The organism is Streptomyces sp. LHD-70 (genome assembly GCF_031157275.1).
Classification (GTDB): domain Bacteria; phylum Actinomycetota; class Actinomycetes; order Streptomycetales; family Streptomycetaceae; genus Streptomyces.
On sequence record NZ_JAVIFW010000005.1, the window covers coordinates 318,650 to 332,957 of the forward strand.

12 protein-coding genes are annotated in these 14,308 nt (G+C 70.7%); 8 read left to right on the top strand and 4 right to left on the bottom strand.

Annotation, left to right across the window (positions count from 1 at the left end; translation table 11 throughout):
• Positions 1-62: 62 nt before the first annotated feature.
• The 7 genes from RCO28_RS12175 to metK all read left to right on the top strand — a co-directional run bounded on the left by RCO28_RS12175 (position 63) and on the right by metK (position 6,366).
• Positions 63-1,163, top strand: coding sequence for a quinone-dependent dihydroorotate dehydrogenase (locus RCO28_RS12175; RefSeq protein WP_308941060.1), 1,101 nt, complete (start codon positions 63-65; stop codon positions 1,161-1,163).
• Positions 1,160-1,999 (top strand): orotidine-5'-phosphate decarboxylase, encoded by an 840-nt coding sequence (pyrF, locus tag RCO28_RS12180; protein WP_308941061.1) that lies wholly within the window; start codon positions 1,160-1,162, stop codon positions 1,997-1,999. Before RCO28_RS12175 ends, pyrF begins: the two co-directional genes overlap by 4 nt.
• Positions 2,000-2,291: 292 nt before the next feature.
• Positions 2,292-2,615: an integration host factor gene (locus RCO28_RS12185; RefSeq protein ID WP_031515413.1), complete on the top strand. Its 324-nt coding sequence runs from the start codon at positions 2,292-2,294 to the stop codon at positions 2,613-2,615.
• 38 nt (positions 2,616-2,653) lie between these two features.
• Entirely contained in the window at positions 2,654-3,247 is a 594-nt protein-coding gene (gmk, locus tag RCO28_RS12190; protein WP_308941062.1) for a guanylate kinase, read from the top strand.
• 43 nt (positions 3,248-3,290) lie between these two features.
• Entirely contained in the window at positions 3,291-3,563 is a 273-nt protein-coding gene (gene rpoZ, locus RCO28_RS12195) for a DNA-directed RNA polymerase subunit omega (RefSeq protein ID WP_005319902.1), read from the top strand.
• A gap of 125 nt (positions 3,564-3,688) precedes the next feature.
• A complete protein-coding gene (gene coaBC, locus RCO28_RS12200; RefSeq protein ID WP_308941063.1) occupies positions 3,689-4,906 on the top strand; it encodes a bifunctional phosphopantothenoylcysteine decarboxylase/phosphopantothenate--cysteine ligase CoaBC in 1,218 nt (405 codons plus the stop codon).
• A gap of 251 nt (positions 4,907-5,157) precedes the next feature.
• Positions 5,158-6,366: a methionine adenosyltransferase gene (gene metK / locus RCO28_RS12205; protein WP_308941064.1), complete on the top strand. Its 1,209-nt coding sequence runs from the start codon at positions 5,158-5,160 to the stop codon at positions 6,364-6,366.
• Positions 6,367-6,466: 100 nt separating this feature from the next.
• Here the strand turns inward: metK and RCO28_RS12210 are convergent, their stop codons facing one another.
• The 4 genes from RCO28_RS12210 to RCO28_RS12225 all read right to left on the bottom strand — a co-directional run bounded on the left by RCO28_RS12210 (position 6,467) and on the right by RCO28_RS12225 (position 11,629).
• Positions 6,467-7,543, bottom strand: a complete 1,077-nt coding sequence (locus tag RCO28_RS12210; RefSeq protein ID WP_308941065.1) for a hypothetical protein — start codon at positions 7,541-7,543, stop codon at positions 6,467-6,469.
• A 50-nt stretch (positions 7,544-7,593) separates the two neighbouring features.
• Positions 7,594-9,513 (bottom strand): hypothetical protein, encoded by a 1,920-nt coding sequence (locus RCO28_RS12215; RefSeq protein ID WP_308941066.1) that lies wholly within the window; start codon positions 9,511-9,513, stop codon positions 7,594-7,596.
• Positions 9,510-10,256 carry a toll/interleukin-1 receptor domain-containing protein gene (locus RCO28_RS12220; RefSeq protein WP_308941067.1) on the bottom strand — a complete coding sequence of 249 codons (747 nt, stop codon included), beginning with the start codon at positions 10,254-10,256 and terminating at the stop codon, positions 9,510-9,512. Before RCO28_RS12220 ends, RCO28_RS12215 begins: the two co-directional genes overlap by 4 nt.
• A 77-nt stretch (positions 10,257-10,333) precedes the next feature.
• Positions 10,334-11,629: a helix-turn-helix transcriptional regulator gene (locus RCO28_RS12225; protein WP_308941068.1), complete on the bottom strand. Its 1,296-nt coding sequence runs from the start codon at positions 11,627-11,629 to the stop codon at positions 10,334-10,336.
• A gap of 369 nt (positions 11,630-11,998) precedes the next feature.
• Here RCO28_RS12225 and RCO28_RS12230 point away from each other — a divergent pair, with 369 nt between their 5' ends.
• The gene (locus tag RCO28_RS12230) at positions 11,999-14,158 is read left to right on the top strand and encodes a primosomal protein N' (RefSeq protein ID WP_308941069.1); all 2,160 of its coding nucleotides are present in this window, start codon (positions 11,999-12,001) and stop codon (positions 14,156-14,158) included.
• Positions 14,159-14,308: the final 150 nt, after the last annotated feature.

Genomic DNA, 14,308 nt, shown 5'->3' on the forward strand with positions numbered 1-14,308 from the left:
GGGGACACCGGAAACGGTGTCCCCCTCTTCGTGACCTCCCTGAGGACACCCAGGAACACTCCATGTACAAGTTCTTCTTCAACCTCGTCTTCAAGCGCATGGACCCGGAGCAGGCCCACCACCTGGCCTTCCGCTGGATCCGTCTCGCCGCCCGCGTCCCGGTCCTGCGCACCTTCGTCGCCGCCGCGCTCGCGCCGCGCTTCAAGGAGCTGCGCACCGAGGCCCTCGGCCTGCGCATGCACGGGCCTTGCGGCCTCGCCGCCGGCTTCGACAAGAACGCCGTCGCGATCGACGGGATGGCGATGCTCGGCTTCGACCACGTCGAGATCGGCACCGTCACCGGCGAGCCGCAGCCCGGCAACCCCAAGAAGCGCCTGTTCCGGCTCGTCCCGGACCGCGCCCTCATCAACCGCATGGGCTTCAACAACGAGGGCTCGGCTGCCGTCGCCGAACGCCTCCACGCGCGCGTGCCGGTGTTCAAGCCCGTCGTGGGCGTGAACATCGGCAAGACCAAGGTCGTCCCCGAGGAGGAGGCCGCCGCCGACTACGTGAAGTCCACCGAGCGCCTCGCCGGGCACGCGGACTACCTGGTCGTGAACGTCTCCTCGCCCAACACCCCCGGCCTGCGCAACCTCCAGGCCACGGAGTCCCTGCGCCCGCTGCTCACCGCGGTACGGGAAGCGGCCGACCGCACGGTCACCGACCGCCGCGTCCCGCTGCTCGTCAAGATCGCCCCGGACCTCGCGGACGAGGACGTCGACGCCGTCGCCGACCTCGCCGTGGAACTGGGCCTCGACGGCATCATCGCCACCAACACGACCATCGGCCGCGAGGGCCTGACCTCGGACCCCGCGCTGTGCCAGGAGACCGGCGGCCTCTCCGGCGCCCCGCTCAAGGAGCGCTCCCTGGAGGTCCTGCGCCGCCTCTACGCGCGCGTGGGGGACGACATCACCCTGGTCGGCGTCGGCGGCATCGAGAACGCCGAGGACGCCTGGCAGCGCATCCTCGCCGGCGCCACCCTCGTCCAGGGCTACAGCGCCTTCATCTACGAGGGCCCGTTCTGGATGCGCGCCATGCACAACGGCCTCGCGGCCCGCCTGAACACCAGCCCGTACGCCACGCTCGCCGACGCCGTCGGCGCCGACGTGAGGAAGTCCGCATGACGACCTACGAGCCCTTCGGCGCCCGCCTCCGTCGCGCCATGGACGAGCGCGGCCCGCTCTGCGTCGGCATCGACCCGCACGCCGCGCTGCTGGACTCCTGGGGCCTGCCCGACTCGGTCGACGGCCTGGAGCGGTTCTCCCGCACCGTCGTCGAGGCGCTCGGCGAGACCGTCGCCGTGTTCAAGCCGCAGTCCGCGTTCTTCGAGCGCTTCGGCTCGCGCGGCGTCGCCGTACTGGAACAGACCGTGGCCGACGTCCGCGCGGCCGGCGGCCTGGTCGTCATGGACGCCAAGCGCGGCGACATCGGCTCCACCATGGCGGCGTACGCGGAGACCTTCCTGCGCAAGGACTCCCCGCTGTTCTCGGACGCCCTGACCGTCTCCCCGTACCTCGGCTACGGCTCCCTCAAGCCCGCCGTCGACCTCGCGCGGGAGAACGGCGCCGGACTCTTCGTGCTCGCGCTCACCTCCAACCCGGAGGGCGCCGAGGTCCAGCACGCTGTACGGGCCGACGGACGCAACGTCGGCGCGACCATCCTGGCGCACCTCGCCGAGGAGAACGCGGGCGCCGAGCCCCTCGGCTCCTTCGGCGCGGTCGTCGGCGCGACGCTCGGCGACCTCTCCTCGTACGACCTCGCCATCAACGGCCCGCTGCTCGCCCCCGGCATCGGGGCACAGGGCGCGACCCCGGCGGACCTTCCGGCGGTCTTCGGCGCGGCCGTGCGCAACGTCGTGCCGAACGTCAGCCGCGGCGTGCTGCGGCACGGGCCGGACGCGGGCGCCCTGCGCGACGCCGCGGAGCGCTTCGCGGACGAGGTGCGGGCGGCCGTCGCGTAGCGAGATCGGCAGTCGATCACCGGGCGGGCCCCACGTCGGGAGCCCGCCCGGTGACTTTTGTCGCGACAACCAGCCGTCTCCCACCTCAATTCCGGTGCAATATGCCGGAAATGTATAGTTCAGCGGAGGCTGACCAGGACTTTTCCGCTGTTCTCGCTGACTCCAGCGGTCCTGGCCGCTAGTCTCCGTCGAGAGTGGACGGGCAAACGTTGCTCGTTGCTCCCCTGGTGTGGGGCGACTAGGTTCCTCACCGGTCCGTATCCGACAGATCGACAACCGAGGTGACGTAGGCGTGGCTCTTCCGCCCCTTACCCCTGAACAGCGCGCAGCCGCGCTCGAAAAGGCCGCCGCGGCTCGCCGGGAGCGGGCCGAGGTCAAGAATCGACTCAAGCACTCCGGCGCCTCCCTCCACGAGGTCATCAAGCAGGGCCAGGAGAACGACGTCATCGGCAAGATGAAGGTCTCCGCCCTCCTCGAGTCGCTCCCCGGCGTGGGCAAGGTCCGCGCCAAGCAGATCATGGAGCGCCTCGGCATCTCCGAGAGCCGTCGGGTGCGCGGCCTCGGCTCCAACCAGATCGCGTCCCTGGAGCGTGAGTTCGGCGGCACCGCCGCCTGACGGTCTCAGGCACTCCTGAGAACCTGGATAATCGCTGCATGGCTGCAACATCCCGGGGGGCGACCCCCGTACCCCCGGAATCACGTCCGCGACTGACCGTGCTCTCCGGCCCCTCGGGGGTCGGCAAGAGCACGGTCGTCGCTCATATGCGCAAGGAACACCCCGAGGTCTGGCTCTCGGTGTCCGCCACGACCCGCAAGCCGCGCCCCGGGGAGGAGCACGGCGTGCAGTACTTCTTCGTCACCGACGAAGAGATGGACAAGCTGATCGCCAACGGCGAGCTGCTCGAGTGGGCCGAGTTCGCGGGCAACCGCTACGGCACCCCCCGGGCCGCCGTGCTCGAACGCCTGGAGGCGGGCGAGCCCGTACTCCTGGAGATCGACCTGCAGGGCGCCCGTCTGGTCCGCGAGTCGATGCCCGAGGCCCAGCTGGTCTTCCTCGCGCCGCCCAGCTGGGAGGAGCTGGTCCGCCGGCTCACCGGCCGGGGCACGGAGGCGCCCGAGGTCATCGAACGCAGGCTGGCGGCCGCACGCGTGGAGCTCGCGGCCGAGTCGGAGTTCGATACGACCCTTGTCAACACCTCCGTCAAGGACGTGGCCCGTGAGCTGCTAGCCTTGGTGAACGTTGTGTGATCAGGCGTTGTCTGATCTTTTTCCATTCTTCGGAAGGTAGAGCGTGTCCTCTTCCATCACCGCGCCCGAGGGCATCATCAACCCGCCGATCGACGAGCTCCTCGAGGCCACCGACTCGAAGTACAGCCTCGTGATCTACGCGGCCAAGCGCGCGCGCCAGATCAACGCGTACTACTCGCAGCTCGGCGAGGGTCTCCTCGAGTACGTCGGTCCGCTGGTGGACACCCACGTCCACGAGAAGCCGCTCTCGATCGCCCTGCGCGAGATCAACGCGGGTCTGCTGACCTCCGAGGCCATCGAGGGCCCGGCTCAGTAAGCGCAGCTTTCTCACCGGCGCAGCATTCGTAGGCGCAGGTTTTTTTCACCACAGGCCCGGCAGCGCGACTGCCGGGCCTGTGGTGTGTCATGGGTACGAACCGCATCGCGAATGGGGAGTGGGCAGTGGACAAGCCGAAGGTCGTCCTGGGGGTCAGCGGGGGCATCGCCGCGTACAAGGCCTGTGAGCTGCTGCGTCGGCTGACGGAGTCCGGTCATGACGTACGGGTCGTGCCGACCGGGTCCGCCCTGCAGTTCGTCGGCGCCGCCACCTGGTCCGCGCTCTCCGGGCACCCCGTCTCCACCGAGGTCTGGTCCGACGTCCACGAGGTCCCGCACGTCCGCATCGGGCAGCAGGCCGACCTCGTCGTCGTCGCCCCCGCCACCGCGGACATGCTCGCCAAGGCGGCCCACGGCCTTGCCGACGACCTGCTCACCAACACGCTCCTCACGGCCCGCTGCCCGGTCGTCTTCGCGCCCGCCATGCACACCGAGATGTGGGAGCACCCGGCCACGCAGGAGAACGTCGCCACGCTGCGCCGCCGCGGCGCCGTCGTCATCGAGCCCGCCGTCGGCCGCCTCACCGGCGTCGACACCGGCAAGGGCCGCCTGCCCGAGCCCGGCGAGATCTACGAGGTCTGCCGACACGTCTTGCAGCGTCACAGCCTGGCCCGGGGCACCGCCGAGGCCGACCTCAGCGGCCGCCACGTCGTGGTCAGCGCGGGCGGCACGCGTGAACCCCTCGACCCCGTGCGGTACCTGGGCAACCGGTCCTCCGGCAAGCAGGGGTACGCGCTCGCCCGCACCGCGGCCGCGCGGGGTGCGCGGGTCACGCTGATCGCCGCCAACGCCCAGCTGCCCGACCCTGCCGGGGTGGACGTCGTGCACGTGGGCACCGCCGTACAGTTGCGTGAGGCCGTACTGAAGGCGGCGCCGGAGGCCGATGCCGTGGTCATGGCCGCGGCCGTGGCCGACTTCCGGCCCGCGACGTACGCCGCCGGGAAGATCAAGAAGAAGGACGGGCAGGAGCCCGAGCCGATCGCGCTCGTACGCAACCCCGACATCCTCGCCGAGATCGCCGCGGACCGGGCCAGGGAGGACCAGGTGATCGTCGGCTTCGCCGCCGAGACCGACGACGTCCTCGCCAACGGCCGCGCCAAGCTCGAGCGCAAGGGCTGCGACCTGCTCGTCGTCAACGAGGTCGGCGAGCGCAAGACGTTCGGCGCCGAGGAGAACGAAGCCGTCGTCCTCGGGGCCGACGGCAGCGAGACCCAGGTGCCGCACGGTCCGAAGGAGGCCCTTGCTGACACACTCTGGGATCTTGTCGTGCCTCGCCTCGGCTGAGCCGCGAAAGTTTGTGACGTTCGCTCCACCGGGTGTCCCGAACTCCGAGAAATCGGGCATGGGCCCCCTGGTGGAGACCTATCGTCGTACCGCAGAATGCAGTGCCGCAGGTCACTGGACTCCCACTAAGCGAGACACGTGGTCCAGTGGCCGGAGGTGACCGATAAACTGGTGGCGGACCACCGCCGGGCGCAGCTCCCGGCAGGTCCGTCAATGATCAGCCAGCAGCCGCTGCAACCCCAGGGAGCGTTGTGTCCCGTCGTCTGTTCACCTCGGAGTCTGTAACCGAGGGTCACCCCGACAAGATCGCTGACCAGATCAGCGACACCATTCTTGACGCCCTTCTGCGCGAGGACCCGACGTCCCGGGTCGCCGTGGAGACGTTGATCACCACCGGCCTGGTCCACGTGGCCGGCGAGGTCACGACCAAGGCGTACGCGCCGATCGCGCAGCTGGTGCGCGAGAAGATCCTCGAGATCGGCTACGACTCGTCCAAGAAGGGCTTCGACGGCGCCTCCTGCGGCGTCTCCGTCTCCATCGGCGCCCAGTCCCCCGACATCGCGCAGGGCGTCGACACGGCGTACGAGAAGCGCGTCGAAGGCGACGAGGACGAGCTGGACAAGCAGGGCGCGGGCGACCAGGGCCTGATGTTCGGGTACGCCTCGGACGAGACCCCCGAGCTGATGCCGCTCCCGATCCACCTGGCGCACCGCCTGTCCAAGCGCCTCTCCGAGGTCCGCAAGAACGGGACCATCCCGTACCTGCGCCCCGACGGCAAGACCCAGGTCACCATCGAGTACGACGGCGAGAAGGCCGTCCGCCTCGACACCGTGGTCGTCTCCTCGCAGCACGCCAGCGACATCGACCTGGACTCGCTGCTCGCGCCCGACATCCGCGAGTTCGTCGTCGAGCCCGAGCTGAAGGCGCTCGTCGAGGACGGCATCAAGCTGGACACCGACGGCTACCGCCTCCTGGTCAACCCCACCGGCCGCTTCGAGATCGGCGGCCCGATGGGTGACGCCGGCCTGACCGGCCGCAAGATCATCATCGACACGTACGGCGGCATGGCCCGCCACGGCGGCGGCGCCTTCTCCGGCAAGGACCCGTCCAAGGTGGACCGCTCGGCGGCGTACGCGATGCGCTGGGTCGCCAAGAACGTCGTCGCCGCGGGCCTCGCCTCCCGCTGCGAGGTCCAGGTCGCGTACGCGATCGGCAAGGCCGAGCCCGTCGGCCTCTTCGTGGAGACCTTCGGCACCGCCACGGTCGACGTGGAGAAGATCGAGCAGGCCATCCAGGCGGTCTTCGACCTCCGCCCGGCCGCGATCATCCGCGACCTCGACCTGCTGCGCCCGATCTACTCGCAGACGGCCGCCTACGGCCACTTCGGCCGCGAACTCCCCGAGTTCACCTGGGAGAAGACGGACCGCGTGGACGCGCTGCGGAAGGCTGTGGGGCTGTAGGTCCACGGTTCCGTTTCGGTTCCGCTTGACGCTTGAGGCCCGGCTTCCCTTGGGGGAGGCCGGGCCTCCGGCGTTCAGGGGCGGCTGCAGCGGCCAGACGTCAGAGGCCGAACGGCTCGTCACCCGTGTCCGGCGGCTCCTCGTTTTCGCTGTCGTGCGCCGTCGCGAAGTCGTCCAACAGGCGGAGGAAGGCGTCCCCGATCTCATCGAGTCCCGCTCCCTTCGCCGCCTTGGCCATGCGCTCGATGAAGAGCGCGCGCCGCGGGTCGTCCTCGTCGAGCCCGCAATGGTCCGCGATGAAGTCGACGTACTCGTACGGCGATCGAGGAGTTGACGGCCAGGGTGGCTGTTCTTCGACGAGCAGGCTGGGCGCCGGCGCCGCCAGGTCGGGGACGAAACGGTGGAAGCCCTCGGGCACCGGCTGATCGTGGGCCGCAGAGGAGAGCTCGGCGAGAAGGCCGATGTCCGCGACTGCCTTGTCGACCTTCTCCTCGTTCTTCGCGAGCCACCACACGACCGCGCTCCCCGGGGTCTTCAGCACGTCATCGCCCAGATAGGCCCGCTTGCTCTGCTCCCACTTGCGCTCGTGTTCCCACACCGCTTCGTTCTTGCGGACGGTCGCCAGCTTCTCCAGGCGTTCGCGGTCAGCGTCGCTGAGGGTGAGCTGCACGCGCTCGGCCATGGTCGCGACCCTGCCGCTCCCGTCCAGCTGCATGATCGCCAACTCGCCGTTGAGACGATGCTGGACCAGGGAACTGCGGTGCGCGGACTCCTGCTGGGTGATGCACCGCGCGCGCTCGAGAACGGCGTCCACGGCCAGGCCGCCGGCGTTGATGCCGGGGGCGTCGTCGTCGACGTCCTGCGGAATCCAGCGGATGGTGGCCGTGAAGAGGAAGTCGTAGTCCTCCGACAGGCTCGGCAGCGCCACGTTCCTGATGACGCACTCCCAGCGTTCCACCGGCGGCAGCGGAGCCTCGGGTTCCAGCTGGTGCTCGTACGGGATCAGCGGCTTCGGTCGGCGGAACAGCAGCAGCGCGATCGCGGTACCCAGCACCAGTAGACCGAACGCTGTGGACCAGACCCAGAGCGGCCACTCGGAGCACAGTCCGACGATCACGATCAGCAGGGCGAAGAGGATGGTGACGAACCCGGTCATGGTCTTGTGCCCGGAACGCATGCGGAACTCCTGAAGAGCGTTGGGGAGAGGGGAAGGGAGTGAGGGGCAGCTCAGTCCGAGGGCACGCCCTGAGCGGCGTTGATCCTGCGCAGCACGGCGTCGGCCACGGCATGCCCGCGCGCCAGGTGGTAGAGCTGGCCGCAGGGCTTCGGGCGGCCCCGGCACGCGTTGACGAGCACCTCCACGTACTGCGAGGAACGGCCCGATGACGAGGCGTCGGCGGTGGACAACCACACGTGGGCGTGGTCGCTCCACTGCGGAGCGGGCACCCGGTCGAAGAGCACTTCCCAGCAGGTGGTGAGGTTCTCCCGGACCGTGCGCTCGTCAAGGAGCGGACGTGTGCGGTCACGGAGGCCCGTCAGGGCTTCGGGCGTGGACAGAGCGAGGAACAGCGGTGTGTCGGCACAGTGGCGGCCGTTCGTCAGACCGTCGGCGAGGCGGTCCAGCATGAACCGGTGCAGATGGTGGGTCGACAGGCTGCGTTCGACGAGCTCACTCTCCGCTTCGTGACCGCTCCGCCGCTGTCTCGCCAGGTGATGGAGGCGGACCAGGGCCTGTTCCGGGTAGCGCTGCGCGAAGGGCCCCTTGCACACCTCGAGGAGAACCCGGGACAGGCCGGGCGCGAGTGTCGCCGTAGTGGCCCAGTCGTAGAGCACCTTGCGAAAGTCGCGGCCCATTTCCGGATGGAGCGCCCCGTACGTGAGCGCCTGGGCGGCTGCCGGCCATACCGGAGCGCCCTTGCGTTCCACCCAGGAGCGGACCTGGACCAGGAGTTCGTCGGGTCGGCCGGTACCCAGGGTCTGCTCGGCGAAGCGGCCTGCGAGGTCGCAGCGGTCGTCCTCCGAGAGCGTCCGCAGAGTGAGGGTCTCGCCGACCCATGTCCCCAACTGCCCCCGTAAACCAGGCATGTTGTTCCAGAAATGCGTACGCACGGCGAGGGCGGCGCCGGAGTCGGACAGGCTGACCCTGCCCTGTTTGTCGGGGGTCGCCCTGATCCGGCGGAACCGCTCCGACAGGTCCTCCCGCTCCAGCAGGGGCCGCTTGTCCGGGGGGAACTCGACCGTGGCCAGGAGCGATTCGCACGCCTCGTACACCGCGTCCGAGCGGGAGCCCTCCAGCATGGCCGTGCTCAGGAGCAGGGCCCTGTCCCGGCCGTCGACAAGCCTTCCGAGGTCCTCTGCCACCTGTTCGGGCCGCCGGAGGAAGGGGGTGACCGCAGTGCTGCACCAGCCGTCCATCTTCCCGTGCGGTTCGGCTCGCCAGGCCGCAACGATCTGGAGGGCGAGTGCACCGACCCGGCGCATCGGTGGGGCGCCTCGGAGGAAATCCAGCACAGGCTGAGGAGGAGGGGAGGGGAGGTCTTCCGGCAGGTCGTCCTTCCGTAGCGCCCGGCGGAGGGCGGCCTCGGGGTCCGGGCGCCTGAGCTCTGCCAGGTGCATGGCCAGCGCACCGTGGATGCCGAGGTCGGTCTGGTGCGGCAGAACTACGGCCAGTCGGCAGCCCTTCTGTTGGATCGTCGCGTGATAGCCGGAGAGGGCTTCCCGGATCCGTGGCCACTTCTCCGCCGGAAGAGTCGATAAGTCGAGAAGGAGTCCTTCGCCCTGGTCGATCTGCCGTGAGTCCAGGAGCAGCTCGCCTCGATCGTCCTCGGGGAGGACCTCGCGCAGGGTGGGCCGCAACGCGTTGTACTCGAACAGCAGCATGCGCGCCGCTGCGTTCCGGCCGACGCCAGGGCTGCCCTGGAGCAGGACGGTACGCGTGCGATCCAGCACCCTTCGGGCGTTGTCCAGGCCGTCAGGTGGTGCGAAGCGCTGATACAGCCAGCGGAGATGATCCTCTGCGAGGGGCTGGACGTTCTGCTCGCGGAACCTGCGGCTCGGGCCGAAGTAGTTGTGGACATGCTGCGTTCCGCCGCCGGTGTGCGCGGTGATGTGCTCCGAGTCGAGTCGGCTGTTGAAGGTGTCGTTCACCGCGGGCAGCGCCCCTCTCCGGGCTCGTTCTCGGAGCGGTGGTTGACGGCCCGGTTGTTCGACCCGGCCACGAACGTGCCGCCGTCGACGCTGAACTGTGTCGAGTCGTTGTGGTGGTGGACGTGCTGGTCCCCCTTGCCGGTATGGAACTGGCCGCCGCTGTTGCCCTTGATGACAGTGCCGATGTCACCGCTGAAGTCCCGGCCCTGGACGAGAGTGCCGCTGTTGCCCCCGCTGACCGAGTTGTTGGTGCCGCCCTTCTCGGCAGGTGCCGGGGGAGTGGTCAGTTCCACCAGGTCGGGGACGAGATCGAGCAAGGTGTCGCCGATCACCGTGAGGTCCCTGACGGAGGTGTACGGGGCGTACGAGAGGGCCTGGTGCCGGGCCAGCCAGGCGAGTTCCTCGGGCAGCTCGGAGTTGTCGAGGAACCTGCCTGCCGCCGCGTCGACCACCGGCACGATGTCGAGACCCAGCCTCTGGGCCACGAGGATCTCCCGGCGCACCCAGTCGTCGCTTTCGAGCAACCGGGGCGAGCGCCCCCAGCCGGGACCGATGACGACCAGCAGGACACTGCTGCGGCGCAGTTCACGCAGGAGCGCCTGGGGGTAGGCAGTGCCCGGCTTGAGAGAGCGGCCATCGCGGAAGACCGCGTCCGCACCGAACCGGTTCCGGAGATTTTCGTCCAAGGCCGCTGCCAGGTGGTCGCCGTTCCCGGAGCGGTAGTTGATGAAGATTTTAGGCATGGCGAAACGTCCCTTCGGTGATGGGGTGTTCGGGTCTTCGGCTGAGTGCCGGGGAGGAGTGATCCGGGCGGGGTTGTTCAGACAGCGACCGCCGGATGCAGTGCGGCGGTGAGATCGGGCGAGAGCTCCACCACGGCCGGGTGCTTGGCGAAGCGGGTGAACGTGCGGGAAAGCCGTCGCAAGTCCAGGCGCACCGTTGCCGAGTCCACCGCGCGCACGAGCGGGAGCAGGGGGCGGACCACCGCACACGCGTGCTCGATCTCGCCTCCGATCGCATGGGCTAGGGCGCGTCGAACGCCGTACCGCGCCTGGTTGCGCAGGGCGTGCGGGGGCAGGGCGGCGCAGGCGGCGTCGAGCAGCGTGGCTGCCTCGCGGGGTCTGCCCAGGTCGAGCAGGCACCAGCCGGTGATCATCGTGACCGGGTCTTGGAGGCCGCTGGGGCCGAGGACTGGCAGGGCGGGGTCCGGACGGTCTTGCTCCAGGAGTGCTCGGGAAGCATCCAGCTGCCGCATGGACGCGGAGTGATCCCCCATCAGCGCGTGCCCCTGCGCCAGATGCTGAGCGGCCAGTCCTCGGATGCGGGGCGGTGAGCGGCGGTTCGCCACGCCCTCGGACAGAGCGACCGTGTCCTGGGCGTCTCCCTGGTAGTAGCTGATGAGCGCACGGCGGACGAGTGCGTACGAGGCGAGGTCACGGTCCCCTGCGGCCGCCGCGATCTGAACGGCGTGCTCGGTGAGCCGGACGGCCGCCGTGTCGTCGCCACTCTCCTGGGCCATCCAGCCCGCCAACTCGGCATAGCGCGCGGACAGGTTCAGCAGAGCGGCACCGGTCCGATCCCCGGAGTGCTGCGCGAGCCGGCGCAGCGACCGTGCCTGTTCGGTCAGCACAGGTACGACAGCGCTCGGCGGCGACATCTGGCCGAGGAGCCGATGCTGGTCGAAGAGGGCGCGGGAGGTCTCCAGGAGGCTCGTGCCCAGGCCACCGAGCGCTTCGGCTGAGCTGCTCGTCATCCCGGTGGCCGCGAGGCCGGTCGCGGCACCGGCTGTCATCACCTGCCGGCGGGTCGGCGTACTGGCCTTCGTGGACCCACGCTCGGGAGTGCCATGCATCTCAACTCCTGTCTCCTCGTCCCGGTCGGACCGGGTGCGCGGCCCGGACGGCTGCGGGACCAGGGCGGCGAGGGACCCGTCGGCGTCGAGGGCTCTGTCACAGAGGCGGGCGAATGCGACGGTGGCCTGCTTCTGGCCCGTCTCGACCTTGCTGATCTGGCCCTTGCTGTAGTGCACCGACGCGGCGAACTGCGTCAGCGTGAGGCCGGCCGCCGTCCGCAGACGACGCAGCTCCGCGCCGAAAACTCGTCGTTGCTCCTGCACATGTCCCCCTGTTGCCGACACCGCCGGGCCATGCAGCCGGTCCGTCGTCGTCGCAGCCAGATTCGGCTGAGTCACGACGGTCGGACAAGGCGATCGGCGGAGTTTCCCGTTTCCAGTTCTGTATCCGATGCACCGGCCGTCGGCATGCGCCCTCCCGCTGCGGGCGGCCGAAACAGGCAGGGAATTGGCTGGTGAAGCCTGCTTGCGGAGGCGTATGCAGAGCATCGGCGCACCCCGCGGAGCGAGCCGTTCCGGTCAGGCCGGTCCGGGTCGACCTGGCGGCAGCCCTCAGGCCGACTGCCCCTTCCGTCCCGCGGTCAGCTCCGCGGGCAGGCTCGGGTGTCAGTGGGTTCTGATAGGAATTTGGCTGTGAGCAGCCGGGATGAGTCGTCGGGGCAGGGTGGCGCGGAGGACGCGGTGCCCGAGCAGCTTGCGCTCATTCGGGAGAGTGTGCGCCAGGCCAAGGTGCCGCGGGCCAAGCCGCGGACCTGGCGGGGGGCCGCGCTCGCCAAGGAGTTGCCGGTGGCGCGGGTCGTCGTGGACAAGGGCGTGCTGCATCTCGATCGCTACTTCGACTACGCCGTGCCGGAGGAGCTGGACGCCGAGGCGCAGCCGGGCGTGCGCGTGCGGGTGCGGTTCGGGGCCGGCCGGGGGAGCGTGCACGGAGGGCGCCGGGAGGGCGGCGGGCTGATCAGCGGGTTCGTCGTCGAGCGCCTGGCCGAGTCGGACTACGCGGGCCCGCTGGCCGCGCTGGCCCAAGTGGTGTCGCCCGAGCGGGTGTTGAGCCCGGAGCTGCTCGCCCTGGCGCGGGCCGTGGCCGATCGGTACGCGGGGAGCCTCGCCGATGTGCTGCAACTGGCGATCCCACCGCGCAACGGCAGAGCGGAGCAGAAGCCATCCCCGGAGCCGCTGCCCCCGCCACCTCGTCCGGAGCCGGGCTCATGGGTGCGGTACGGGCGGGGGGCCGCCTTCCTGCAGGCCCTGGCCGACGGGGACGCGCCCCGAGCCGTGTGGAACGCGCTGCCCGGGCCCGAGTGGGCCGAGGAGCTGGCGCGCGCCGTCGCCGCCACGCTCGCCTCGGGCCGCGGCGCCCTCGTCGTCGTACCGGACGGGCGGATCGCCGCGCGGGTCGACGCGGCCCTGACCGAACTGCTCGGCGCGGGGCGGCACGCCCTGCTGACCGCGGACGCCGGGCCGGAGAAGCGGTACCGCGAGTGGCTGGCCGTACGACGCGGATCGGTGCGGGCCGTCGTCGGCACCCGGGCGGCCATGTTCGCGCCCGTGCAGAACCTGGGCCTCGTCGCCATCTGGGACGACGGGGACGGCAGCCACAGCGAGCCGCACGCCCCGCAGCCGCACGCCCGTGACGTCCTGCTGTTGCGCGCCGCCCACGAGAAGTGCGGCTTCCTCCTGGCCAGTTGGAGCTGCACGGTCGAGGCCGCCCAGCTCGTCGAGAGCGGCTGGGCGCTGCCCCTTGCCGCCGACCGCGAGCAGGTGCGGGTCACGGCTCCCCTGGTGCGTACGGTCGGGGACGGGGACCTGGCGCGGGACGAGGCCGCGCGCGCCGCCCGCCTGCCCACGCTCGCCTGGCAGGCCGTGCGGGAGGGGCTCAAGCGCGGGCCGGTCCTTGTGCAGGTGCCCCGGCGGGGGTACGTACCGAGGCTGGCCTGCGAGCGTTGCCGTGAACCCGCCCGCTGCCGGCACTGCGCGGGCCCGCTGGAGGCGCAGGACGCCGGGCCGCTGCACTGCGGCTGGTGCGGACAGGGCGAGAGCGACTGGCACTGCGCGGCCTGCGGCGGCTTTCGGCTGCGCGCGCAGATCGTGGGCGCGCGGCGCACAGCCGAGGAGCTGGGGCGCGCCTTCCCCGCGGTGCCGGTGCGGACCTCCGGGCGGGACCAGGTGCTCGACACCGTGCCGGACTCACCCGCCCTCGTCGTGTCGACGCCGGGCGCCGAACCGGTCGCCGAAGGGGGGTACGCGGCGGCACTGCTGCTCGATGGCTGGGCCATGCTCGGCCGGCCCGATCTGCGGGCCGGGGAAGAGGCGCTGCGCCGCTGGGTGGGCGCCTCCGCGCTGGTGCGTCCGCAGACCGTGGGCGGCACGGTCGTCGTCGTGGCCGAGCCGACGCTGCGGCCCGTGCAGGCCCTGGTGCGCTGGGACCCCACCGGGCACGCCGTGCGCGAGCTGGCCGAGCGGGCCGAGCTGGGGTTTCCTCCGGTGTCGCGGATGGCGGCGGTGTCGGGGCCGTTCGGGGCCGCCGAGGAGTTCCTGCGGGCCGCTCAACTCCCCTCGGACGCCGAGGTGTTGGGACCGGTGCCGCTCCCGGTGACGGACCTTGGCCGACCGAGACGGCCGGGTGGACCGCCGCCCGGCGAGCAGTGGGAGCGGGCCCTGGTCCGCGTACCACCCGGCTCCGGATCCGCCCTGGCCGCCGCACTGAAGACGGCCCAGGCGGCCCGGCTCGCGAAGTCGGGGCGCAGCGAGGCGGAGACGGTGCGGATTCGGGTGGACCCACCGGACATCGGGTGAGGGGGCATGGGCGGTACGACGTCTGCCGCGTCCCGTGCGGCTGTAACGGGTGCTGTGCGTGGTTCGTGCGGCTGTAACGGGTGCTGTGCGTGGTTCGTGCGGCTGTCGGGTGCCGTGCCACGGGTTCGTAAGGCTGCACCGCTCGGTCGG

Excerpts from the sequence above, each read along its gene's own strand:
- RCO28_RS12175 (WP_308941060.1), top strand. The coding sequence starts at position 63 with ATGTACAAGTTCTTCTTCAACCTCGTCTTCAAGCGCATGGACCCGGAG.
- RCO28_RS12210 (WP_308941065.1), bottom strand. The coding sequence starts at position 7,543 with ATGCGTTCCGGGCACAAGACCATGACCGGGTTCGTCACCATCCTCTTC.
- gmk (WP_308941062.1), top strand. The coding sequence starts at position 2,654 with ATGGCTGCAACATCCCGGGGGGCGACCCCCGTACCCCCGGAATCACGT.
- RCO28_RS12220 (WP_308941067.1), bottom strand. The coding sequence starts at position 10,256 with ATGCCTAAAATCTTCATCAACTACCGCTCCGGGAACGGCGACCACCTG.
- pyrF (WP_308941061.1), top strand. The coding sequence starts at position 1,160 with ATGACGACCTACGAGCCCTTCGGCGCCCGCCTCCGTCGCGCCATGGAC.